Source organism: Ensifer adhaerens (assembly GCF_002007205.1).
GTDB lineage: Bacteria > Pseudomonadota > Alphaproteobacteria > Rhizobiales > Rhizobiaceae > Ensifer > Ensifer adhaerens_D.
In genome coordinates this window covers 70,111-91,690 of the sequence record NZ_LAZS01000008.1, presented here as the reverse complement: position 1 = coordinate 91,690, position 21,580 = coordinate 70,111, and the positions used below count along the sequence as shown (strand labels likewise).

17 protein-coding genes are annotated in these 21,580 nt (G+C 63.3%); 7 read left to right on the top strand and 10 right to left on the bottom strand.

Annotation, left to right across the window (positions count from 1 at the left end; all coding sequences use genetic code 11):
• Positions 1 to 203: 203 nt before the first annotated feature.
• A complete protein-coding gene (locus XB14_RS18775) occupies positions 204 to 1,529 on the top strand; it encodes a dicarboxylate/amino acid:cation symporter (protein WP_077963126.1) in 1,326 nt (441 codons plus the stop codon).
• 78 nt (positions 1,530 to 1,607) lie between these two features.
• On the opposite strand, the gene XB14_RS18770 is transcribed toward XB14_RS18775, so the two are convergent.
• On the bottom strand, positions 1,608 to 2,327 hold the full coding sequence (locus tag XB14_RS18770) for a helix-turn-helix transcriptional regulator (protein WP_077963125.1): 720 nt from the start codon (positions 2,325 to 2,327) through the stop codon (positions 1,608 to 1,610).
• Positions 2,328 to 2,419: 92 nt separating this feature from the next.
• On the opposite strand from XB14_RS18770, the gene XB14_RS18765 reads away from it, so the two are divergent.
• On the top strand, positions 2,420 to 3,031 hold the full coding sequence (locus XB14_RS18765) for a glutathione S-transferase family protein (protein ID WP_077963124.1): 612 nt from the start codon (positions 2,420 to 2,422) through the stop codon (positions 3,029 to 3,031).
• A 62-nt stretch (positions 3,032 to 3,093) separates the two neighbouring features.
• Here the strand turns inward: XB14_RS18765 and XB14_RS18760 are convergent, their stop codons facing one another.
• Positions 3,094 to 3,594, bottom strand: coding sequence for a hypothetical protein (locus tag XB14_RS18760; protein WP_077963123.1), 501 nt, complete (start codon positions 3,592 to 3,594; stop codon positions 3,094 to 3,096).
• A 68-nt stretch (positions 3,595 to 3,662) separates the two neighbouring features.
• Between XB14_RS18760 and XB14_RS33285 the strand changes: the two genes are divergently transcribed.
• Positions 3,663 to 3,833: a hypothetical protein gene (locus XB14_RS33285; protein WP_179119613.1), complete on the top strand. Its 171-nt coding sequence runs from the start codon at positions 3,663 to 3,665 to the stop codon at positions 3,831 to 3,833.
• Between the two features lie 263 nt (positions 3,834 to 4,096).
• Entirely contained in the window at positions 4,097 to 4,999 is a 903-nt protein-coding gene (locus tag XB14_RS18755) for a hypothetical protein (protein ID WP_077963122.1), read from the top strand.
• 140 nt (positions 5,000 to 5,139) lie between these two features.
• Here XB14_RS18755 and XB14_RS18750 read toward each other — a convergent pair whose 3' ends face one another.
• The 7 genes from XB14_RS18750 to XB14_RS18720 form a co-directional block, all read right to left on the bottom strand.
• The gene (locus XB14_RS18750) at positions 5,140 to 6,063 is read right to left on the bottom strand and encodes a response regulator transcription factor (protein ID WP_077963121.1); all 924 of its coding nucleotides are present in this window, start codon (positions 6,061 to 6,063) and stop codon (positions 5,140 to 5,142) included.
• Complete coding sequence (locus XB14_RS18745; RefSeq protein ID WP_077963120.1) at positions 6,056 to 9,442, bottom strand: ATP-binding protein; 3,387 nt, start codon at positions 9,440 to 9,442, stop codon at positions 6,056 to 6,058. Before XB14_RS18745 ends, XB14_RS18750 begins: the two co-directional genes overlap by 8 nt.
• 188 nt (positions 9,443 to 9,630) lie before the next feature.
• Complete coding sequence (locus tag XB14_RS18740; protein WP_077963119.1) at positions 9,631 to 11,034, bottom strand: CehA/McbA family metallohydrolase; 1,404 nt, start codon at positions 11,032 to 11,034, stop codon at positions 9,631 to 9,633.
• Between the two features lie 7 nt (positions 11,035 to 11,041).
• Positions 11,042 to 12,145, bottom strand: coding sequence for an ABC transporter ATP-binding protein (locus tag XB14_RS18735; RefSeq protein ID WP_077963118.1), 1,104 nt, complete (start codon positions 12,143 to 12,145; stop codon positions 11,042 to 11,044).
• Between the two features lie 12 nt (positions 12,146 to 12,157).
• Positions 12,158 to 12,991, bottom strand: coding sequence for a carbohydrate ABC transporter permease (locus XB14_RS18730; protein WP_077963494.1), 834 nt, complete (start codon positions 12,989 to 12,991; stop codon positions 12,158 to 12,160).
• Positions 12,991 to 13,899, bottom strand: a complete 909-nt coding sequence (locus XB14_RS18725) for a carbohydrate ABC transporter permease (protein WP_077963117.1) — start codon at positions 13,897 to 13,899, stop codon at positions 12,991 to 12,993. The genes XB14_RS18730 and XB14_RS18725 overlap by 1 nt, the downstream gene beginning before the upstream one ends.
• Before the next feature lie 114 nt (positions 13,900 to 14,013).
• A complete protein-coding gene (locus XB14_RS18720; RefSeq protein WP_077963116.1) occupies positions 14,014 to 15,375 on the bottom strand; it encodes an extracellular solute-binding protein in 1,362 nt (453 codons plus the stop codon).
• A 231-nt stretch (positions 15,376 to 15,606) separates the two neighbouring features.
• Between XB14_RS18720 and XB14_RS18715 the strand changes: the two genes are divergently transcribed.
• Together XB14_RS18715 and XB14_RS18710 are read left to right on the top strand one after the other, a co-directional pair.
• Complete coding sequence (locus XB14_RS18715) at positions 15,607 to 16,647, top strand: LacI family DNA-binding transcriptional regulator (RefSeq protein ID WP_077963115.1); 1,041 nt, start codon at positions 15,607 to 15,609, stop codon at positions 16,645 to 16,647.
• An 11-nt stretch (positions 16,648 to 16,658) separates the two neighbouring features.
• Positions 16,659 to 18,593: a DUF5054 domain-containing protein gene (locus XB14_RS18710; protein WP_077963114.1), complete on the top strand. Its 1,935-nt coding sequence runs from the start codon at positions 16,659 to 16,661 to the stop codon at positions 18,591 to 18,593.
• Here XB14_RS18710 and XB14_RS18705 read toward each other — a convergent pair.
• Positions 18,580 to 19,890, bottom strand: coding sequence for an adenylate/guanylate cyclase domain-containing protein (locus XB14_RS18705; protein ID WP_077963113.1), 1,311 nt, complete (start codon positions 19,888 to 19,890; stop codon positions 18,580 to 18,582). The genes XB14_RS18710 and XB14_RS18705 overlap by 14 nt on opposite strands.
• 324 nt (positions 19,891 to 20,214) lie before the next feature.
• On the opposite strand from XB14_RS18705, the gene urtA reads away from it, so the two are divergent.
• Positions 20,215 to 21,507, top strand: a complete 1,293-nt coding sequence (gene urtA, locus XB14_RS18700; protein WP_060522006.1) for an urea ABC transporter substrate-binding protein — start codon at positions 20,215 to 20,217, stop codon at positions 21,505 to 21,507.
• Positions 21,508 to 21,580: the final 73 nt, after the last annotated feature.

Below are 21,580 nucleotides of genomic sequence, written 5' to 3'. Positions count from 1 at the left end.
TGTGCGGAAATCCGCTCAACTCTTCGTGCCTGCCGAGCCGTCTCGTAGAAAAGAAAGACATCGATTCAACGGCTTGGCTCGCACCACTGCAAACTGGCACGACCGTTGCAAATGACATCCTCATGACAGCCCGAGCTGTCGCGCATCGGAAATTGACCCGGGAGGCCCGGCATGACGCCGGACTGGGTCCAGTGGAGGATCTCATGATTATCGACCAATCCGCGGAACCGCGCGGCAACACACCTTTCTATCGCCATCTCTATGTACAGGTCCTGGCGGCGATCGCCGCCGGCATCCTGCTCGGGCATTTCTATCCGTCGCTCGGCACCGAGCTGAAGCCGCTCGGCGACGCCTTCATCCGCCTCGTCAAGATGATCATCGCGCCGGTCATCTTCCTGACGGTTGCGACCGGCATTGCCGGCATGACCGATCTTGCCAAGGTCGGCCGCGTCGCCGGCAAGGCGATGATCTATTTCCTGACCTTCTCGACGCTCGCGCTGATCATCGGCCTGATCGTCGCCAATGTGGTGCAGCCCGGCGCCGGCATGCACATCGATCCGGCCTCGCTCGACGTCAAGGCCGTGACGACCTATGCCGAGAAGGCGCATGAGCAGACGATCACCGGCTTCCTGATGGGCATCATCCCGACGACGCTGGTCGGCGCCTTCGCCGACGGCGACATCCTGCAGGTGCTGTTCATCTCCGTGCTCTTCGGTCTATCGCTTGCCATGGTCGGCAAGAAGGCCGAGCCGGTCGTCGACTTCCTGCACGCGCTGACGCTGCCGGTCTTCAAGCTCGTCGGCATCCTGATGAAGGCCGCCCCGATCGGCGCCTTCGGCGCCATGGCGTTCACCATCGGCAAATACGGCGTCGGCTCGATCGCCAATCTGGCGATGCTGATCGGCACCTTCTACATCACATCCTTCCTCTTCGTGTTCATCGTTCTTGGCGCGGTCGCCCGCTACAATGGCTTCTCGATCGTTGCGCTGATCCGTTACATCAAGGAAGAACTGCTCCTGGTTCTCGGCACGTCCTCGTCGGAAGCCGCTCTTCCGGGCCTGATGAGCAAGATGGAAAAGGCCGGCTGCAAGCGCTCGGTCGTTGGTCTGGTCATCCCGACCGGCTATTCCTTCAACCTCGACGGCACCAATATCTACATGACGCTGGCCGCGCTCTTCATCGCCCAGGCGATGGATATCCCGCTGTCGCTCGGCGATCAGGTGCTGCTGCTTCTCGTCGCGATGTTGAGCTCCAAGGGTGCTGCCGGCATCACCGGCGCCGGTTTCATCACGCTGGCTGCGACGCTTTCGGTCGTCCCGGCGGTGCCGGTCGCCGGCATGGCGCTGATCCTCGGCATCGACCGCTTCATGTCGGAATGCCGCGCGCTCACCAACTTCGTCGGCAATGCGGTCGCCACGATCGTCGTTGCGAAGTGGGAAGGCGAACTGGATGAAGCGCAGATGGCCGCGGTCCTTGGCGGCCGTGCGCCGGAGGCGCTGCCGCAGCCGGCCTTGCAGCCGGCGGAATAAGTTTGCCTCCCAAGGCATGACTGCGGTAACGCAGTCCGACGCGGCGCGTGGCAACACGGGCCGGGTCGTCGTTTGCGGCTATTGGCCGCTCAGCGTCATCTTCGATGTGTCCGGCGCGCCAGCGTTCAAGAAGCCGATGAACTCCCGGAGCATCGGCACCCGACGCGGACGGAAGCTCTCCTCCGTCGTGCTGATATCGACGATGCGGTCGACGCGGAACTTGCGGTAACCTTCTCGAAGGCAGCACCAGGCGAGAAGCACCAGAACCCGTTCCAGATAGACGATGGCAAGCGGCAAAACCTGCCGGTCGGTCCGCTGCCCCAAGGCATCCACATAGCCGATGATGACGGCGCGTTCCTGCCAGGAGGCTTCGCGCAGCAGGGAGACATCGACGGGTGGCGGCCCTCTCCTGTCGAAGCGATAGACCTGCGAGACCGCATGAAGCGCCTGGCGTTGCAACCGATCGGGCAGTGTCGCCGTTATCTTGGAAAGGACGGCGCGTGCCGCCGCGGCAAGATCCGGCTCGCCCATATGCTGCACCTCGGCAAGGCCGAGCACCAGCGCCTCGATCTCCAGGCGGGTAAAGGTTTGCGGCGGCAAGGCGATATCCTCCGTCAGCCGGTAGCCGAAGCCGCGCTCGCCATCGATGACGGCGCCGGCGGCGCGCAGGCTGTCGATGTCGCGGTAGAGCGAGCGCAACGACACGCCGGTTTCCTCGGCAAGGTGGGCCGCCGTTACCGGGGAGGGGAGAGTGCGCAGCGCCTGGAGCAGGCGGAACAGACGATCGCTACGAGCCATGGCTGAAAGATAGACGAACCCTACTGACGAAAACTGGCAGTTGGGCGACTGTATAAGGTCGGCATCGACAAACGCAACCGAGGATCCAGACTATGCTGACACTCTTTCACGCCCCGCGCTCGCGCTCGTCGCGCATCATCACCCTGCTTCGCGAACTCGATGCTCTCGACAAGGTGGAAGTCGAGATCGTCGACATCACTCGCGGTGACGGCAGCGGTCGAAAGGATCCGGCGAACCCGCACCCGGAGGGTAAGGTGCCGCTGCTCGTTCATGACGGTGTGGTGCTCTGGGAAACCATTGCGATCATCCAATACCTGACCGACCTCTTCCCGGAAAAGAGGATGGCGCCGCATGCTGGCGATCCGCAGCGTGGCCGTTATCTCAGCTGGCTTGCCTGGTATGCCGGTGTGGTCGAGCCGGTGCTGATCGCGCAAGCCGCGGGGGTTTCGCATCCCTATTTCGACGCCACCTTCCGCGGCCCGACAGAGATGGCGGCACGCCTGGAAAACGCGTTGAAGGACAGTCCGTATCTGATGGGCGAGCACTATTCGGCGGCCGACCTGCTCTTGCATTCGCCCTTCGCCTGGTACCCCGCGGCAACGCCGGATAGCGCCGTCATCAAGGACTGGGTCGAGCGCTGTGGCGCGCGGCCGTCGCTGCAATGGACCGCGGATTTCGATGCCCGGGCGGCAGCGGTAGCCTGACGGCGCCGGCAACGCACCAACTCCGGCCCGGTTCTGGTCCGAAGGGGCATGGTGGCCCAAGGCTACTTCCGCTTGAGATTGATCTCGCTCGTGACGATCCGCTTGCCTGAAGCGGGATCGACGTCGATCGTCTTCAACTGCATCCCGTTGGTGCCGACCTTGCGTAAGGTCAGGTCGGCACTGCGGTCGCCATTGACTTCCTTCGCCCATCGAATGGTGAGGTTGATCGCGTCGCCGCGTCGTTTGCCGTTGAGCCCGGCGCGGCCGCCGCGGGGCCCGAGATAGGAGCCGCTATAGGTGGACCCGGTAAAGCGCAGCTTCGCGTCGATGGATCGCGAGATCAGCAACATGCCGCGGCAGACGCCCTCCATCGATAGAGCGGCGTCGCTCGCCTTGGAACTGAAGTTGCAGGAAATGTTCATCGGCGACATGTGGGCACGGATGCGCACCGTTCCGGTGCCTGCCCAATTGCCGCCGAGCGTCTTCAGGAACGCGCCCTCGTCTGCCCGTGAGGCACTCGTGGACGGCAAGATGAGTGCGGCCATCAGGAGCCATCGCCACATGCCTTGCACCTCCCATTTGCGTGGATGCTGCAACACCCCGTTGCCGCACATGAGCGTCAACGCAACATGTGGCGGCGAAGTTCCTCATTGGCTTCTTTATCTGGCCGGATCTTACGATCGATCAACAATCGGGCACGCATCCGGGCAGCCATCAAAATGTGATCCCTGGCGCTGTTTTATCAGATTTGCCTGCACGTGCGCTGCTGTTTTCAATTTCCCGTATTAACGTTGATCTCTGAAACAGCGTCTCGTCGTCCCCATCCGCAAAAACGGGTAAAGACTTCGTTACCTTGTAAGTATAGACCTCGATCTGCGCTGTCTGTCCGATTTAGCTATTGGCCACCGGGGCGGGAGGGGACTGGTTTATGTTCGGTGTCACATGTTTTTTGCTTTCTTCGACTGCTCGGGGTGGCTGGCTCCGCCTAAAGGCATCCGCCAACCACCGGTTCATTTCGATCGGTCCCACGCAGCGAACAGCGGCTAAGCTGTCTGGTGGCTGCCCGTGACGGCGCAATCCGAATGTGTCGGATCCACGCACGGCGAAACGCCGTTCACGCCTGCGCGGCTCGTCGGCGATCCGCTCTTTGGGGAGGCGTTGCGTCAGGCGGCCCTTCATATGGTTGCGATCCATGACGCCGCTCCGCGCATCGTGCGCTACACCGCCAGCCTGAGAAAATGGCTGCTCACCCAGGCCATCCTGACGCTGCATTTCGAGCGGCTGACCGATCCAACCCGCCCGGAGCTGACGACGGCAAGGCTGATCGACTTTATCGCCGGCAACAACGTTGCCAGCAAGAACACGGCGGCGGCGCACCTGGCCGAGATGCGCAACTATCGGCTGCTTCTCGATGCGGAGCAGGGTGGCGACAAGCGGATCAGGCCCCTGATCCTTTCCGATGTCGCCGAGGGCCTGATCCGGCAGTGGTTCGATGGGCACCTTTCGTCGCTCGACAGGCTCGACGAGGGAACACGGCTGGCGCAGTCGCAAATCCAGCCGACCTTGATGCATCACGTGCTGCCGCGAGCGATGCGGCGGCTCATCGCGGATCGCGCCTGGTGCGACCCACCCGAAAGCATCGCCTCTTTCGTCTCGACGGAGTCGGGCAGCAACATCCTGCACGATCTGGTGGCGCGGCTGCCGACGGGAGTCTTGCCCGATCAGCGGATTTGGGTTGGTCCCCTGAAGCTGAGGGAAATTACCAACCGCTACATCATCTCGCGCACCAATGCGCAACGGGTTTTCGGGCGCGCCGGGGACCTTGGAGTTCTCGGCTGGGAGAGTCCTGGCAGCCGCGGCCCTCTCTGGATCTCGCGTGGACTGGTCGACGAGTACCGTCATTGGCAAGCGGTCAAATTCGCGGCACTCGATGAGGCCTTCGCCTGGGCAACGTTGCAGGCGAGGTGAAAGGCGGGTGGTCTGAGCGCGTGCCGATTGTTGGTTGGTTGCGTACCGGTCGGCTGCTGTTTCAGGATCTGCTGACCTGCCTTGGCGCTGAATCCGCGGCGAACGGCAAGGAGCGGACCGGATACAGAACCCCCGCCCGCCTATAGGCCGTGCAGAACCTGCGTCGCCTTGACGGCAGCGGATGCCCGGTTCTCGACGCCGAGCTTCACATAGATCTGCTCCAAATGCTTGGTGACGGTGCGCGCGCTGAGGCCCAGGATCTCGCCGATGTCGCGGTTCGCCTTGCCCTTGGCGATCCAGAGCAGCACTTCGGATTCCCGCTGGGTCAGCGTGAAATGCTGCCGCAGCACCGCATCGTCGGAGCGGCGATTTTCGGCGGTCAGGCGGAAGAGATGTTCGTTCGGGCCGATGGAGCCGAGGAAGGATATCTGCAGAGCCGACTGGTCGGGCTGGTCGAGCGTGAAGGTGCCGTCCTCGGGCGCGCCCGAGCGGGGCCGGTTTGCCATCCAGTCCGCAATGCGTCGGGTGACGATCGCCAGGCCGTCGTCGCGTCCGGTTGCGGCGTTGACCAGGCGGGTTGCCTGCGGCGTCGACCAGCACACGCCTCCCTCGCTGCGCACGGCGAGAAGATGGCGGCCGGCCGCGTCGAGCGCGACCCTTGCACTCTGGGCGGAACGGGCATTGGAGAGATGGACGCGGATGCGCGCCCTGAGTTCATCGATGTTGATCGGCTTGGTCAGATAGTCGACGCCGCCCGCATCGAGCGCGCGCACGACGTGCTCGGTCTCGGTCAATCCGGTCATGAACAGCACCGGCGTCTGGCCGACGGCAGCATTGGCCTTGAGGCGGCGGCAGGTCTCGAAACCGTCGATTCCGGGCATGATGGCATCGAGCAGGATGACGTCGGGCGTGATGCGCTCGGCAATCGAAAGTGCGGCGCTGCCCGACGTCGCGATCAGCACGGAAAAGCCCGATTGCTCCAGCGCTTCCGTGAGGAAGCCGAGCGCCTCCGGTGAATCGTCGACGAGAAGCACGATGTCGCGGGGGTCGTTGGTCTCAGCCATGGGCATCGTCTCCGTTGATTTCCTTGTTCCTGAGGAAGGCGTCGTAGCCCGAAAGGTCGAAGGCCTGAACATAGGCGCGGGCGGCTTCGGCGAAAGGCTGGTGTTCCGGCTGCAGGGCGATCTCCGTCAGCTTGGCTTCGATGCCCCTGACGTAGCCGATCTCGCCGAGGCGGATCAGTTCTTCCACGTGGTATGCGTCGGGGCGCATCAGCGGTCTCACAACCTGTGCCGGGCTGGCTTGCTTCTCCTCCCCCTCGTGAACCCAGGTGAGGCCCAGATGCACGGCGAGCTTGTCTGCGAGCTGCCCGACGGCGAAGGGCTTGGCGAGCGTGTCGTTGTGGCCGCGGAGGCCCGCGGTCGCCGACCCGTCGCCGATATTGGCCGACAGCATGATGATTGGCGCGATCTGCCCGCTTTCTCGCAGTTGCTCGACAAGCTCCCAGCCGCTCATGCCCGGCATCGAGATGTCGATCAGGAAGAGGTCGGCGCCAACGTCTCGAGATAGCGCCAGGCAATCGGCTCCGGACGCGGCGGCAACAACCGTGAAGTCCATCGGCACGAGAATCTCGCGCATCAGCGCGCGGTGGTCGGCATTGTCGTCGACGACGACGATGGTGCGCCGCGGTCCGAGATAGGAGGTGATGCGGCGAAGGGCTGCGGGAGGTAGCGGACGATCGACCGCCGACAGCATCAGCCGCACGCGGAAGGTGGTGCCTTGGCCAAGCGTGCTGGTGACGGCGATCTCGCCGCCGAGCGTCTGCGTCAGAAGCCTTGTGATGGTCAGCCCCAGGCCGAGGCCGGGCATGCTGCCTTGATGTTCGGCCTCGCCGCGCTGGAACGGGTCGAAGATGCGCGGCAGGTCCTTGTCGGCAATGCCGCGGCCACTGTCGGCAATCGTGAAGGTCGCCACCTGGCTGCGATAGGCGACATCCAGGCGGATGCCGCCGCGCTCGGTGAACTTCAAGGCGTTGGAGAGGAGATTGACGAGGATCTGGCGCAGGCGCTTCTCGTCGGTCTTCACATAACGTGGCAGGCCGCTAGCGCGTTCATGATCGAAGCTGATGCCCTTTGCCAGCGCCTGCGGCCGGAACATCTCGACGATCTGGTCGAGGAAATCGAAAATGTTGATCTCGTTGGAATAGACCTGCAGCTTGCCGGCCTCGATCTTGGAGATGTCCAGCAACCCGTCGATCAGGCCGGAGAGGTGATCGGCGCTGCGCTTGATCACCTTGATCGCGCCCTGACGCGCCGGCGGAATGGTCTCGTCGCGCTCCAGCACCTGAGCATAGCCGAGCACGGCGTTGAGCGGCGTTCGAAGCTCGTGGCTAAGGCCGACGACATAGCGGCTCTTGGCGCGGTTGGCCGCTTCCGCGGTTTCCTTCGCCTGCTGCAGCGCCGCGTCGGTCTTCTTGTGCGCGGCAATTTCTTTCAGCAGCAACGTGTTCTGGCGCGAGGATTCTTCCTCGGCGACCACGCGGCTGTCATGGGCGAGCACGTAGAACCACGAGACGATGCCCGCGAGCACGGCAAAGACGAAAAAGACGATGGCGACGGTGCGCTCGACCACCGCCGCGACCTCGGGGGATGCGCCGGCGGTCTGATGCGCGATCATTGCCAGGATGAGGCCGATGCCGGCGATCGACAGGACTGCAGAGATGGCGTAGCGGCCAAGCCGCGTCGCGAGCTTCTCGGTGACGGTGCGAGGAAGCAGCGTGCTGGCGACGGTCGCGACCTGCGCGTTGAAGCGCGCCTTCGGCTTGCACATGTCGTGGCAGCGGCTGTCGAGCGAGCAGCAGAGCGAACAGATCGGTGCGGCATAGGCCGGACACCAGGCCATGTCCTCCGGCTCGAACGGATGTTCACAGATGGAGCAGGTGATCTCAGTCTGGTTCACCCAACTCCGGCGTGGCTTGCGGGCGAGGTAGAACTTGCCGTCCGTCAGCCAGGCGATCGCAGGCGATGCGATGAAGGCGACGACCAGCGCGATATAGGGAGCAAGCGAGGCGGCGATTTCCCCGAAGGCGCCGAAATGGGCCGCCAGCGCCACCGTTGCCGAGATCGCCATGGCGCCGAGGCCGACAGGGTTGATGTCGTAGAGATGGGCGCGCTTGAACTCGATGCCGGGTGGTGACAACCCCAGCGGCTTGTTGACGAAGAGGTCGGCCGAAATCGTGCAGAGCCAGGCCATGGCGATGATCGAGAAGACGCCGAGCGTTTCCTCGAGCAGCCGGTAGATGCCGAGCTCCATCAGAAGAAGCGCGATCGCGACGTTGAAGACCAGCCAGACGACCCGGCCCGGGTGGCTATGGGTCAGCCGCGAGAAGAAGTTCGACCAGGCGAGCGACCCGGCATAGGCGTTCATCACGTTGATCTTTAGCTGCGACACGACAACGAAGGCGACCATCAGCAGCAGTACCGCCGTTTCCGACGGGATCATGTAGCCGAAGGCGGTGTAGTACATCTGTGCCGGATCGGCCGCCCGGGTCGAGGGCACGCCGGTCGAAAGCGCCAGCACCACAAGGAACGAGCCGGCGAGCAGCTTCGGCGCGCCGACGATCACCCAGCCGGAGCCGGCGAGGAAGACGGCGATGCGATGATGCAGCTTGCGCTGCCCATCTGGTGGCAGGAAGCGCAGGAAGTCGACCTGTTCGCCGATCTGCGCCATCAGCGCGAAGATCACGGCAGATGCCGCGCCGAATTCGACGAGGTCAAAAGGCGCGACGGTTCCGGGCGGGCCTGAGGCGTGATGCATGCCCGAATAGGCAAGCCAGGTGCCGACCTTCTCCCAGTCGGCAAAGGCGATGAAGACGAAGGGCAGGACGTTGAGTACGATCCAGAAGGGCTGCGTGACCAGCTGGAACTTGCTGATCAGCCGCACGCCGTGGGTGACGAGCGGAATGACCATGACGGCGCTGACGATGTAGCCGATCCACAAGGGGATGCCGAGCGCCAGTTCGAGCGCCCCCGACATGATCGACGCCTCGATCGCAAAGAGGATGAAGGTGAAGCTCGCATATATCAGCGAGGTGACGGTCGAGCCGATATAGCCGAAGCTGGCGCCGCGGGTGAGAAGATCGATGTCGACCCCGTGGCGGATGGCATAGCGGCTGATCGGCAGCCCGACCGTCAGGATCATCAGGCTGGCAACGACGATCGCGACGATCGCATTGGTCGTGCCGTAGGACATGGTGATCGCGCCGCCGATCGCTTCCAGTGCCAGGAAGGAGATCGCGCCGATGGCCGTCTGGGAAATGCGCTCGGAGGAGAAACGTCGGGCGCTCTTGGCGGTGAAGCGCAGCGCATAGTCTTCAAGCGTCTGGTTGGCGACCCAACGATTGTACTCCCGCCTGATGGGAATGATGCGCTGGCGCGCCGCCATGGGTGTCCTAACGTGCTGTCGAGGAAGACTCTGCCTTTTTTCTTAGCACGGAAGAATTCTGCTTAAAATTGCTGCAAATAAAAAATCTGCACAGACGGTGAGAGCACGACGCGGCTGCCGTTCGCCGGCCGCCGGAGGCTGTGCAGGTGCTTGATGATGCGATTTCGAAGCGAGGCCGGAAACCGCCGTCAGACGGAGCGGCAATAGATCGGATTGCTGATCGCGCGGCGGATGGTTCGGCTTGCGAGGTCCTCTTCGGAAAGCTGCCAGGGCAGGGTCTTGCCGGCAAGCGCATCCCGGAACGCATTGACGATCGTCTCGCGGCTTTCGACGGCGGCGATCTCGGTGCGGAGAAAACGGTCCGGCGAACCGGCATAGTGGCCGATCCAGTCGTCGGCTTCGATGATCTCTTCCCCAACGATGCCGGAGGCATCCAGCCATAGGAGGTTGTCGCCCCTGGCGCCGCGAACCACGACCTTAGCGGTCACCGGGCCGGTCACCGTCGATCCCATGGGCTGGCCGTTGGCGATGAGTTCCAGATGTGGCCCGGTCGGGCTCTCGGTCACGTAGCCACGGCCGGACTTCATGGCGCAGAGCACGGCGTCTTCTGAGAGTTCTTCCAGATAGAGGACTGTCGTCGGGCGGGCGAGCACCAGCGGGCCCTCGGGCATCAGCCGCGCCGGCTGGTGGTAATCGCTGCCGCCGATGGCGGAGATTTTCAGGCCCGACGCCAGCCGTTGCTGGTAGCGCTCCAGTGACACCCAGTTCCAGGCGAGCCAGTGGGATTGCCAGACCTCCATGCAGTCGATGTCAGGCAGGTCGTAGTCCCAGGGGATCGTCGGCTTGTCGTGGTTGATCGAGAGCAGCCCGCTGCGCTCGTGCACGAGGCGCGCGAGCGTATGGGCGTGTTCCGGCTTCGTCATGCGGAAGTCGATCCAGTCGTCGACGCCGAAGACATTGGCATGGCCGACGGCGGTGGTGATCTCCATGGCGCGCACGAAGACGAGGTCTGAAGATGAGTGCGGATGAAAATAGCGGCGCTGCGTGATGGTGTTGTGGTCGGCGACAGCGAGGAAATCGAGACCCGCCTGCTTTGCTGCCGCATGCAGCAGTTCGGGGGAGCCGGCGGCATCCGAATGGAAGGTATGGCAGTGCAGGTCGCCGCGATACCATCCGGCCTGTTTGCGCACCGGAAACTGTCTCGTCGGCTGCGGTGCGACCGGGCGCGGGCTTCTGTCGAAATCGACCGTTACGTGGACGTCGGCACCCTCTGCGGGGACCTTGTAGAGGCCGAGCATGACCTTCCATTGCCCTGATGATATCTCGCCGTGGATATAGCCGGGAGTGGCGTCGTCGGTGGCGATGAAGAAACGGTCACGTGCGCCGCCGCTCCAGCCGCGAAAGCCCGTTTCGCTGGGGTAATCGGCCGCCTGCGGATCGAGCGCGCCGAGATCGATAATGCACTGCTCGGATTTCGGATAGCCGAGCGTCACGTCGATCCGCGTCACGCCTTCAGGCACGTCGAAGGGTACGTAAAAGTAAGGATTGGCCGCCTGATGCTTGCGGCTGATCCGCACGGAAAATTCCTGCATGGCGGCCTCAGCGCTCGTCGGCCGCCGGAATGCGCGCTCCGGTGTCGTCGAAGAGCGTTATGTGCTTCTGGTCAAAGGAAAGATGCACGGACGTTCCGACCTTGATCTCGTCGTCGGTAAAGATGCGCGCGGTGACGCGGCCGTTGTCGCCGCGCTCGAGGGTGACGAGGCTTTCCGGTCCCATGTTTTCGTTGGCGAAGAGGTCTCCTGAAACCACGTTCCGGTCGCTTGGCTCAGCGATGCGAAGATGTTCGGGGCGGACGCCGAGCGTCATCCTGCCTGATTTCGCCGCCTTGGCGATGGCGTCGGTGAGCGCGATCGGCGCAAGTTGAAGGCCGTCGGCTCGAAGATGCAGGGCGCCTTCGCCGATGGATGCCTCGACGGGGACGAGGTTCATCGGCGGATTACCGACGAAATTGGCGACAAAGGTCGTCGCTGGCCGGCGATAAATCTCGATCGGCGGTGCGAACTGCACGATCCGGCCCTTGTCCATGACGGCGATGCGGGTGGCGAGCGCCATGGCTTCGGCCTGGTCGTGGGTGACGTAGACGGCGGTCATGCCCATGTCGCGCTGCAGGTGGTTGAGGAAGCCGCGTGCTTCGAGACGGAGTTTCGCGTCGAGGTTCGAAAGCGGCTCGTCGAAAAGGTAGACCTCGCTCGGATAGACGAGCGCACGTGCCAGCGACGTGCGCTGCTGCTGGCCGCCGGAGATCTGGCTGGGCAGCCGCTTCATCAGGTCGCCGATCTTCAGCACATCGGCCACTTCCTTGGCGCGGGCGTGGCGCTTGGTCTCCTGCTCGCCGCGCACCTTCAAGGGATAGGCGATATTGTCGGCGATGTTCATGTGCGGATAGAGCGCGTAATCTTGGAAGACCATGGAAATGCCGCGGTCCTTCGGATGCAGATAGGTAACATCGCGGCCCCCGATCATCACCCGGCCGGAGCTCGGTGTTTCGAGGCCCGCGATCATGCGGAGACTTGTCGTCTTGCCGCAGCCGGAGGGGCCAAGCAGGCAGATGAACTCGCCATCGGCGATCTGGAAGCTGATGTCGGGCACGGCGACGAAGGCGCCGAAGCTCTTGGAGATGTTCTGGAATTCGACAGAGGCCATGGCGGGTTCCGATTACGACTTGATGCCACCGAAGAACCGGAAACCGAATTTCCAATTCACGAGGAGATAGAGGGCGATCACCGGCAGCGAATAGATCAGCGAATAGGCGGCGAGCAGCGTGACGATCGGCGTGCCCGCTTCCGAATAGAACGAATAGATGGCGACGGATGCCGGCATCAGCTTGTCGCTGCGAAGGAGGATGAAGGGGATGAGGAAGCTGCCCCAGATGTTGACGAAGGCCCAGACGACGACCACGACGATGCCCGGCCGGATGACCGGCAGAGCCACGTCGAAGAAGGCCTGGAGCGGCGAGGCGCCCGCAACCATCGCGCTTTCCTCGTAGGAGCGGGGGATCGCGTCGATGAAATCGCGAAGAATGAACATCGCCGTCGGCAGCAGCCCACCGGCAAAGACGAGGATGACGGCGAGATGGGTATCGATGAGGCCTGCCGCCGAGATGATCAGGAAGATCGGCACCATCGCCGCCGAGCCCGAGACCACCGAGGAGAAGAGGAGGAGGATGTAGGTGACCGCGCCCTTGCCGGGGATCGGCGAGCGCGACAGCGCATAGGCGGCAAGGGTTGCCGCGGCACCGACCAGCACCACCCCGCCCGCGGCCTGGATGAGGCTGTTGAGCAGCGCCTGCATGGCGAAGGTGTTCTGGAACACGGTCGCGAAGTTCGACAGCGTGAAGGGCGAGGGGATGGCAAGCCCGAGTTCGGCGCGCGCGTTGAACGGCGCAAAGAAGAACCAGACGAGCGGCAGCGCAAAGACCGTGCCGAGGAAGGTGGCGGCGGCGGCAAAGACCGTGCGTCGCACGAAGATGTTCTGAGCCTTCTTCTGCATCATTCCGCCTCCGCCGGCTTCTTGTGGGCAAGGCGAAGATAGACGAGCGCGAAGGCGAGGTTGATCAGCATGATGACCACGCCGACGGCGGCGCCCTTGCCGAACTCGAAATCCTTGAACGCGATGCGGTAAGTGTAGATCGACAGGATCTCGGTCCGGTAGGACGGCCCACCATGGGTCAGCAGGAACGGCGTGAAGACGTTGAAGGTCCACATGGTGATGAGGATCAAATCCGTGACGACGTGGCCGCGGATCAGCGGCAAGGCGATGTCGCGCAGCTTCTGCCAGGAGGTGGCGCCGGCGACATCGGCCGCCTGGAAATAGCTTGGCGGGATCGACTGGAAGGCCGAGTTGAACAGCATCATCGAGAAGGCCGCACCCCGCCAGGTGTTGAAGAACACGATCACCCAGAAGGGCTGCTGCAGCAGCCAGTCGCCCGGCGGCAGGCCGAGGCCGCGCAGGATCATGTTGAGCGTGCCGTTGTCGTAGTCGAGGAAGGCGAACCAGGCGAAGCCGATCACCACTTCAGGCAGGATCCAGGCGGCGATGACGGCCGTCTGCAGAAAGGATTTCAGCGTCGGCGTTACCGACTGGCTGAGCCAGGCGAGCAGCAGCCCGAGCAGCGCCTGGCCGATGAGGGCCGAGAGCAGCACGAACTGGATCGTCAGGATCAGCGAGAAGCCGAACTGGCCGCGGGTGAAGAAGGTCGTGGGATTGAAGAGGGCGAAATAGTTCTGCAGGCCGACGAAATCAGGGTCGACGGCCGTGCGCCCAAGCAGCGTCCGGTTGGTGAAGGAGACGAAGATCACCCAGAAGAAGGGAATGATGACGAAGACCCCGACGAGGGCCGAGGCTGGCGCGAGGAAGAGCGCGCCGGCGCGCGTCGAAAGCAGTGAGAACTTCTTCATGCTCGTGTCATGGCCCTTGTCCTGGATCGTACACCCGGCCGCCTAAAGGAGGCCGGATGCTCTGGTCGCCGGATCAGAGGCGGGGTCCGGGCGGCCCGGATCCCGCACCGCATTCTAGAGCGTGCTGACGGTGTTTTCTTCGCCGACGATGGCGATGACGGCCGCCTTGTACTGGGCCATCGCATCCTCGGGCGAAAGTTCGCCGGAGACGACGCTTTCGGTCATGCGCTGGATCTCGGTCGAGACCTTGTTGTAGTTCGCGTCGTTTGGACGTGCCGTGGTGATCGGCAGCAGGGTCGTTGCCGTCTCGGTCAGGAACGGCGAATTCGGGATCGCCACGTCATCGCGAATGCGGATCGCCGGCTGGATCTCCTGGAAGGCGTCGAGCTGCTCCTTGCTGTTCATGAACGAGAGCAGCGCCCAGGATTCGGCAGGCGCGTCCGTATGCGGATTGATGACGAAGCCGGTGCCGCCGGACATCGTGACGAAGTCCTGGCCACGCAGGCCCTTGCCCGGTGCCGCGGCGGGCATCTTCTTCCAGGTCATGGTGCTGTCGCGGTCGGCGACGGCGAATTCGGCGCCGGGCGCCGTGACCGAGCGATAGAACCAGTCGCCTTCAACCAGCATCGCCGTCTTGCCGTCGCGGAAATTGGCGAAGGTGCGGTTGCGGCCGTCCGCCAAAAGCTGCGCGCGCTGGTCGCCGAGCTTTTCGTCGACATAGATGGTCTTGTAGAGCTTAAGCGTGTCGAGGATGCCCTGGCTCGAAACGATGTACTTGCCGCTGTCGTCGGTGACCTGCTCGCCGGTGCCGAGCAGCGCCATCCAGTAGCCCTGCATGGTCGTCGCCTCGCCCATGGAGACGCCGGCGTTGAGCTGCAGCGGGAAGCTTTCGGGGGCTGCGGATTTGATCTTGCGGGCAGCCTCAAGCAGCTCCTCCCAGGATTTCGGCTGCCAGTTGTCGGCATCGAGGCCAGCCGATTTGAAGAGGTCCTTGCGCACGAAGATCATGCGCGCGTCGGTGCCGAGTGCAATGCCGTAGGGCTTGCCCTGGTAGCTCATCAGCGCCTTTGTGCCGTCGGAAATATGCTGCCAGCCTTCCCACTTCGGCACGTCCGGGCCCGCCACTTCCTCAAGCGACTTCAGGAGATTGCCCTGAACGAAGCTCGGGATCAGGAAGCCGTCGAAGCCGGAGACGTCAGGGCCGGCACCGGTCGAAAAGTCGAGCGCGAGCTGCTGCGTCAATTGCTCGTCCTCGCCGCCGAACTGGGTGAGCTTGACGGTGACGTCCTTGCCCTCGGCCTTCATCTTTTCGGTAAAGGCCGGAATGACCTTCTTTTCGATCCATTCGGCCATGCCGCTGTTCACGCCGCCGACGACGCAGCGGCAGGTGATGTTGAGTTCGGTGGCGCTCACTGGTGCTGCAAAAGCGATGGCCGCGGCTGCGCTGAGCAATAGGGAATGAAACCTGGTACGCATGTTTTCTCCTCCCGATAGGTCCGTTCAAGGACCTGAATGTCTGGTGCGACAGTCCGTCCCTCCTCCAGGTCCGGCGTCCCGACGACGGTCAAGAATGAACACGCTTTCATTTTTGTCAACATGGATCACGCATTCCCTTCGTAAATATCGGCAGAATATCTATCCCACTTGACGAAATCGTCGCGTTGCTCTCTTTTGTGAATGAACACGTTTTCATTTTGTGACGGATAGATGAACGATCGCGCCGACAAGAAAGCCGCCCGAGCCACTGCAGACCAGGTGGCGCGCGAGGCCAATGTTTCCCGTGTGGCGGTATCGCGCGCCTTCAACCCGAACGCGTCGCTGAAGCCGGAAAAACGCGATCGCATTCTTCAGGTGGCGCGCGAACTGAACTACACGCCCGACATGGCGGCGCGCTCGCTGGTGACCGGCCGCTCGCATCTCGTCGGCATGATCGTGCCCGACGTGTGCAGCCCCTGGGAAAGCCAGGAGATCGATGCGCTGACGACGGCGCTGCAGGCCGAAGGCTTCGCGACGCTGCTCTTCAAGGTGAAGGCCGATTTCAGCATGGATCCGCGGCTCTTGACCTATATGCGCGGCTTCAATCCGGACTCGGTGATTGCCTTTACCGAGAACATCCTGCCGGATGTGCTCTGCGGCTTCCTCGATCGCGCTGTGCCGATCTACGTGATCTATGACGACGTCGCGCAGTTTGCGGGCGCTGCGTCCGGCACGCTCTACGACCGGCTGCTCGTTCGCCAGAAAAACGGCATCGAGCAGGCAGTGGCCCTGCTTCAGGGCTATGGCGCGCGCCGCATCGCCTATCTCGGCGGCAAGGCGCAGTCGCTTGCCAATGCCGAGCGCGAGCGCACGCTGAAGGAGACGCTGGCCGAACGCGGCATGGATGCGCCGATCGTGCTTGCGGGCGATTACACCTATGACACCGCCTATCGGGCGACACTCGATCTCTTTCGCATCGGCGAGGGCGCCGATGCGATTTTCGCGGCCAACGACGTCGGTGCCTTCGGCGCGATCGATGCGCTGCGCCACGAACTCGGCCTATCCGTACCCGAGGACGTCAAGGTCGTCGGCTTCGACGACATCCCGCAGGCGCACTGGAAAAGTTACAACCTCACCACCGTGCGCATCGACCTCGACGAGCGGGTGCGCGCACTCGTGCGTCTGATCCTCATGCGGCTGAGGGCACCCGATGCCGCGCCGCTTACCGAGACACTCAACACCCGCCTGATCGTGCGGGGCACCGTCGGCTGAAGGTAGCGAACATGACCGAAAAACGCATCCACGTCGTCTTCAAGACCCATCTCGACATCGGTTTTACCGATCATGCCGAGAAAATCCGAAAGCAGTATCACGAACGTTTCATTCCGCAGGCGATCGAGACCGGGGCGCATTTCTTCAAGGAGAATCCGGACGAGCCGTTGTTCGTCTGGACGACCGGCGCCTGGCTGATCTCTGACCATCTCAATTCACGCTCGAAAGAGGAAGTCGCGCGGCTGGAGCAGGCGATCGAGCGCGGCCTGATCCGCTGGCACGCACTGCCCTTCACGACCCATACGGAGCTGATGTCGCCGGACCTGTTCCGCGCCGGGCTCTCCTATGGGCAGGAGCTCGACCGGCGTTTCGGCCTGAAGACGATCGCCGCCAAGATGACAGACGTGCCCGGCCATACGCTCGGCATGGTGCCTCTGCTGGCTGAAGCCGGCGTGCGTTTCCTCCATATCGGCGTGAACTCCGCTTCGCCGCCGCCGGAAATTCCTGACGTTTTCCGCTGGCGGGCGCCCGGCGGCAAGGAGATCGTCGTCATGTATCAGCGCTCCTATGGCGAGACCTATTTCCCCGAGGGCCTCTCCGATGGCCTGAGCTTTGCCCACACCAGCGACAATATCGGCCCGCAGAGCGTGTCACAGACGGCCGAGGCCTATCGCGAGATCCTGAAGCGCGAGCCTGATGCCACCGTGCGGGCGGCGACGCTGGAGGACTACGGCACGCTGATGTGGGAGGCGCGCGAACGTTTCCCGGTGGTGGAGAAGGAACTCGGCGACAGCTGGATTCACGGCAGCGGCACCGATCCGGAAAAGATCGCCCGCTATCTGGCACTGCAGCGGCTCTATGATCGTTTCGCCGCGGAGCGGATGACGGCAAACCGTCAGGCTTTCGGCCGCAAGCTTGCGCTGGTCGCAGAACACACCTGCGGCGTCGACATCAAATCCTTCCTGCGCGACGAGAAGGCCTGGGCACGGCCGGCTTTCGAGGCGGCGCGAAAATCCGATCCACGCTTCCACTACACCGAGGCTTCCTGGGCGGAGCAGCGCGCCTATCTCGACCAGGCGGTTGCCGAACTTGAGGCCGAGGATGCGGCGCGCGCCGAGGCGGCCCTGGCCGAGATCGCCGTTCCGTCACGTCCGGAGGCGACCGGAGCCGCCACGCGGCTCGATGTCGGCGGCTGGATCATCGAACTCGATCCGGCAACCGGCGACGTTGCCGCTCTCACCGCGCCCGACGGCCGGACGATCCGCGGCGCCAACGGCTCGCTGATCGCCTATCGCTATGAAAGCTACGATGCCGGCGACGTGCGCCGCCACATGGATACTTACCTCACCCAATGGATGGACTGGGCCGTGCTCGACCACGACAAGCCGGGGCTGGCGCATGTCGCCGAAGCGCGCTCGGACGTCCATCGCCCGAAGTTCCGCGGCACGGCAGGTACGTCTGTCATCGCCACGATGACGTCCGAGGCGGTCGAGCGCTTTGGCGCGCCGGCGGAAATCGTCATAGCCTTCTCCGGCGGCAAGGACGGGCTCGACATCCGGCTGACGCTTTATGACAAGAATGCCAACCGCATGCCGGAGGCAAGCTTCCTGTCGTTCACCCCGGAGGGGCAGACCGCGTGGGATGTGCGCAAGATGGGGCACTGGCACGCGACCGACAATTTCGCCCGCGCCGGCGGCGCCCAGTTGCAGGCGGTCACGGCCGTCAAGGGGCAACTGGCGGGCGGTGCGGAGCTCATGGTCGAAAACCTCGACACGCCGCTGGTGGCGCCGCAGTCCTGGCCGTTCATGGCCTTCTGCAAGGACCTGCCCGATTATTCCGCGGGTGTCCGCTTCAACATCCACAACAACAAATGGGGCACCAACTTCCCCATGTGGTGGGGCGGTGATTTCACCACGCGCTTCAAGCTTCGCTTCAGCGGTCGGTGATCGTCAGCGACTGCGGAGCGACGGAAGGCTCGTCCTCGTTCGGGCGGGCCGACCCGGTCTCCCGGTGAAGACACCAGATGTCGACCGGAAGGCGACGACCTGGCAGCACGACCGCCTCGTGCGATATCCATGCGGCTTCAGGCGCTGGTGCTTGAAGCCGGCAGATCAGCGAGGCCGAGACGACGAGCGGCACCTGCAGCGTCTTGGTCATGGATTCCAGGCGCTGGGCGACATTGACCGCGTCGCCGATGACGGTGAACTCGCTGTGGCAGCCGCTGTCGAGAACGCCACCGACGACGGTGCCGTAGTGCAGCCCGATGCCGGCATCGAGGACAGGGTGGTTGTTGCGCGCGTTGTGGTTCTTCCAGTCCGCAAGGATGTCGACGAGATCGAGCGCGCAGGCAAGTGCCCTGTCGGCGTCGTCCTCCTTCGGTCTCGGCTGGCCGAAGACCGCCATGACCCCATCGCCGATGAACTTGTCGACGGTGCCGCCGTGTTCGAAGATCGTCTGCGAGACGAGTTGGCGATATTCGGCAAGCACGAAGGCGAGCTCAGGCGCCGGTGCCGCCTCGGCGAAGCTGGTGAAATCGCGCAGATCGACGAACATGATCGCGGCGCTGCGTCGCTCGAGCCCGAGTACATCGCCTTTCTCCTGCAGGGCGGAGACCACCAGCGGTGAAAAGAAGCGCGAGAGATTTTGCCGTCGCTGGTCTGCCTTGAGCGCTTCCTTGCGCGTCCGGTCGTGGTCGCGCGCTAGAAGATAGATGGCAAAGGCGGTGAAGCCAAAGCTGACGGTCAGGCCGAGATCCTGGTTGAAGAATGCCCCGAGCAGCGAAAGCGGTCCAGAGGCATCGTGCCTTGCGGCAGTCATCGCCAGCATCGTCACCCAGGCTATGAGCACGATGGCGGAAAAAAGGAGGACGAGGCGTCGCTCCAGCTTGAGTCCGACATGGACGAGCAGGATGAAGGCGACGACGAGGCTGGTCGTCGTCAGATTGTGGTTCGCTGTCACCGGGCCGGCCAGAATATGGGCGTAGAGCAGCAGCGCGACCAAGAGCGCATCGAGAACGACGAAGAGGGTCGTCAGCCAGGAGCGGCCGGGCAGATAGCGTGCCGTCGCCACCGAAGCCACGCTGATGGCGAGATAGCTGACGACGACGACCGCGTGCATGCGTTCCGCGCCCGCGTTGCCGCCGAGCAGCAGACTTGCCAGCAGGATTGCGAAAGCAACGAAGCGCAAGGTGAGCGAGCGTTTCTCCCGGGCCGTATCCCAATGCGGATGAAGTGAGGACGTCATGTCTTTCGGCATTCCCCTGCGTCGGTGGGCCGGCGATAGCCGCCCTGCTGCCAATCGATTCGCGTCGAATATGTGGCGTGGCCGCAAGCCGGCTGCCACGCGGTCAGATCCGTTCTAGGGCTTCCAACGGAGGGAAGGTCAAGCCCGACGTCATCGCTGCGCTGAGGCCGCCCGCGAACGAACCGTCGCACCGTTCCTCTTTGCCCCCGGCGCCTACGTAGAATGACGTATGTGCAGTGCAGCGTGGCTGTCCGATGATCCCCTTAAGCAGCGGCTAGAAGCACCGAAAGGCCAGTTGCTCCAGAACGAGAGGGGTTCCATCAGATGACTATCAAGACAAGCGTGACCGGCGCATTCCTGGCCGCCATCCTGTCGACCACGGCTTTCAGCGGCGCTTTCGCCGCTGACGACACGATCAAGGTTGGCATCCTGCATTCGCTCTCCGGCACCATGGCGATCTCCGAGACGACGCTGAAGGACGCCATGCTGATGCTGATCGACGAGCAGAACAAGAAGGGCGGCCTGCTCGGCAAGAAGCTCGAGGCCGTCGTCGTCGATCCCGCGTCCGACTGGCCGCTGTTTGCCGAAAAGGCGCGCGAACTGGTCTCGGTCGACAAGGTCTCGGCGGTCTTCGGCTGCTGGACCTCGGTATCGCGCAAGTCGGTTCTGCCGGTGTTCGAGGAGTTGAACTCGATCCTCTTCTATCCCGTCCAGTATGAGGGCGAGGAAAGCCAGCGCAACGTCTTCTACACGGGGGCGGCGCCGAACCAGCAGGCGATCCCGGCCGTCGACTATCTGATGGAAAACGAGAGCGTCGAGCGTTGGGTGCTCGCGGGCACCGACTATGTCTATCCGCGCACGACCAACAAGATCCTCGAAGCCTATCTGATCTCCAAGGGCGTGAAGCCCGAGGACATCATGATCAACTATACGCCCTTCGGTCACTCCGACTGGCAGACGATCGTTTCCGACATCAAGAAGTTCGGCTCGGCCGGCAAGAAGACCGCCGTCGTCTCGACGATCAACGGCGACGCCAACGTGCCCTTCTACAAGGAACTGGCGAACCAGGGTGTCAAGGCCGAGGATATTCCGGTCGTCGCCTTCTCGGTCGGCGAAGAGGAACTGGCCGGCCTCGATACCACGCCGCTGGTCGGGCATCTGGCCGCCTGGAACTACTTCCAGTCGGTCGATACACCGGCCAATGCCGAGTTCATCAAGACCTGGAAGGCCTACACCAAGAACGACAAGCGCGTGACCAACGACCCGATGGAAGCGCATTACATCGGCTTCAACATGTGGCTGAAGGCGGTCGAAAAGGCCGGCACGACCGATACGGACGCCGTTCTCGACGCGATGATCGGCGTCTCCGTCCCCAATCTTTCGGGCGGCTACTCGACGATGATGCCGAACCACCACATTACCAAGCCGGTGCTGATCGGCGAGATCCAGGGCGACGGCCAGTTCGAGACCGTCTGGGAAACACCCGGCCTCGTCGTCGGCGACGAATGGTCCGATTATCTGCCGGACTCGAAAGACCTGATCTCCGATTGGCGCGCGCCGATGTCCTGCGGCAACTTCAACGTCGCCACCGGCAAGTGCGGCGGCAAGGGCTCCTGATTTCATCACCTAGTCATAGACCGGGCGGCTTGCCGCCCGGAAAGTGATTGCATGACGAAAACTTGAGGCAAGC

Excerpts from the sequence above, each read along its gene's own strand:
- XB14_RS18740 (WP_077963119.1), bottom strand. The coding sequence starts at position 11,034 with ATGCAGGAATTTTCCGTGCGGATCAGCCGCAAGCATCAGGCGGCCAAT.
- XB14_RS18730 (WP_077963494.1), bottom strand. The coding sequence starts at position 12,991 with ATGCAGAAGAAGGCTCAGAACATCTTCGTGCGACGCACGGTCTTTGCC.
- XB14_RS18715 (WP_077963115.1), top strand. The coding sequence starts at position 15,607 with ATGAACGATCGCGCCGACAAGAAAGCCGCCCGAGCCACTGCAGACCAG.
- XB14_RS18775 (WP_077963126.1), top strand. The coding sequence starts at position 204 with ATGATTATCGACCAATCCGCGGAACCGCGCGGCAACACACCTTTCTAT.
- XB14_RS18710 (WP_077963114.1), top strand. The coding sequence starts at position 16,659 with ATGACCGAAAAACGCATCCACGTCGTCTTCAAGACCCATCTCGACATC.
- XB14_RS18750 (WP_077963121.1), bottom strand. The coding sequence starts at position 6,063 with ATGGCTGAGACCAACGACCCCCGCGACATCGTGCTTCTCGTCGACGAT.
- XB14_RS18725 (WP_077963117.1), bottom strand. The coding sequence starts at position 13,899 with ATGAAGAAGTTCTCACTGCTTTCGACGCGCGCCGGCGCGCTCTTCCTC.
- urtA (WP_060522006.1), top strand. The coding sequence starts at position 20,215 with ATGACTATCAAGACAAGCGTGACCGGCGCATTCCTGGCCGCCATCCTG.
- XB14_RS18765 (WP_077963124.1), top strand. The coding sequence starts at position 2,420 with ATGCTGACACTCTTTCACGCCCCGCGCTCGCGCTCGTCGCGCATCATC.
- XB14_RS18720 (WP_077963116.1), bottom strand. The coding sequence starts at position 15,375 with ATGCGTACCAGGTTTCATTCCCTATTGCTCAGCGCAGCCGCGGCCATC.
- XB14_RS18760 (WP_077963123.1), bottom strand. The coding sequence starts at position 3,594 with ATGTGGCGATGGCTCCTGATGGCCGCACTCATCTTGCCGTCCACGAGT.
- XB14_RS18705 (WP_077963113.1), bottom strand. The coding sequence starts at position 19,890 with ATGACGTCCTCACTTCATCCGCATTGGGATACGGCCCGGGAGAAACGC.
- XB14_RS18770 (WP_077963125.1), bottom strand. The coding sequence starts at position 2,327 with ATGGCTCGTAGCGATCGTCTGTTCCGCCTGCTCCAGGCGCTGCGCACT.
- XB14_RS18735 (WP_077963118.1), bottom strand. The coding sequence starts at position 12,145 with ATGGCCTCTGTCGAATTCCAGAACATCTCCAAGAGCTTCGGCGCCTTC.
- XB14_RS18745 (WP_077963120.1), bottom strand. The coding sequence starts at position 9,442 with ATGGCGGCGCGCCAGCGCATCATTCCCATCAGGCGGGAGTACAATCGT.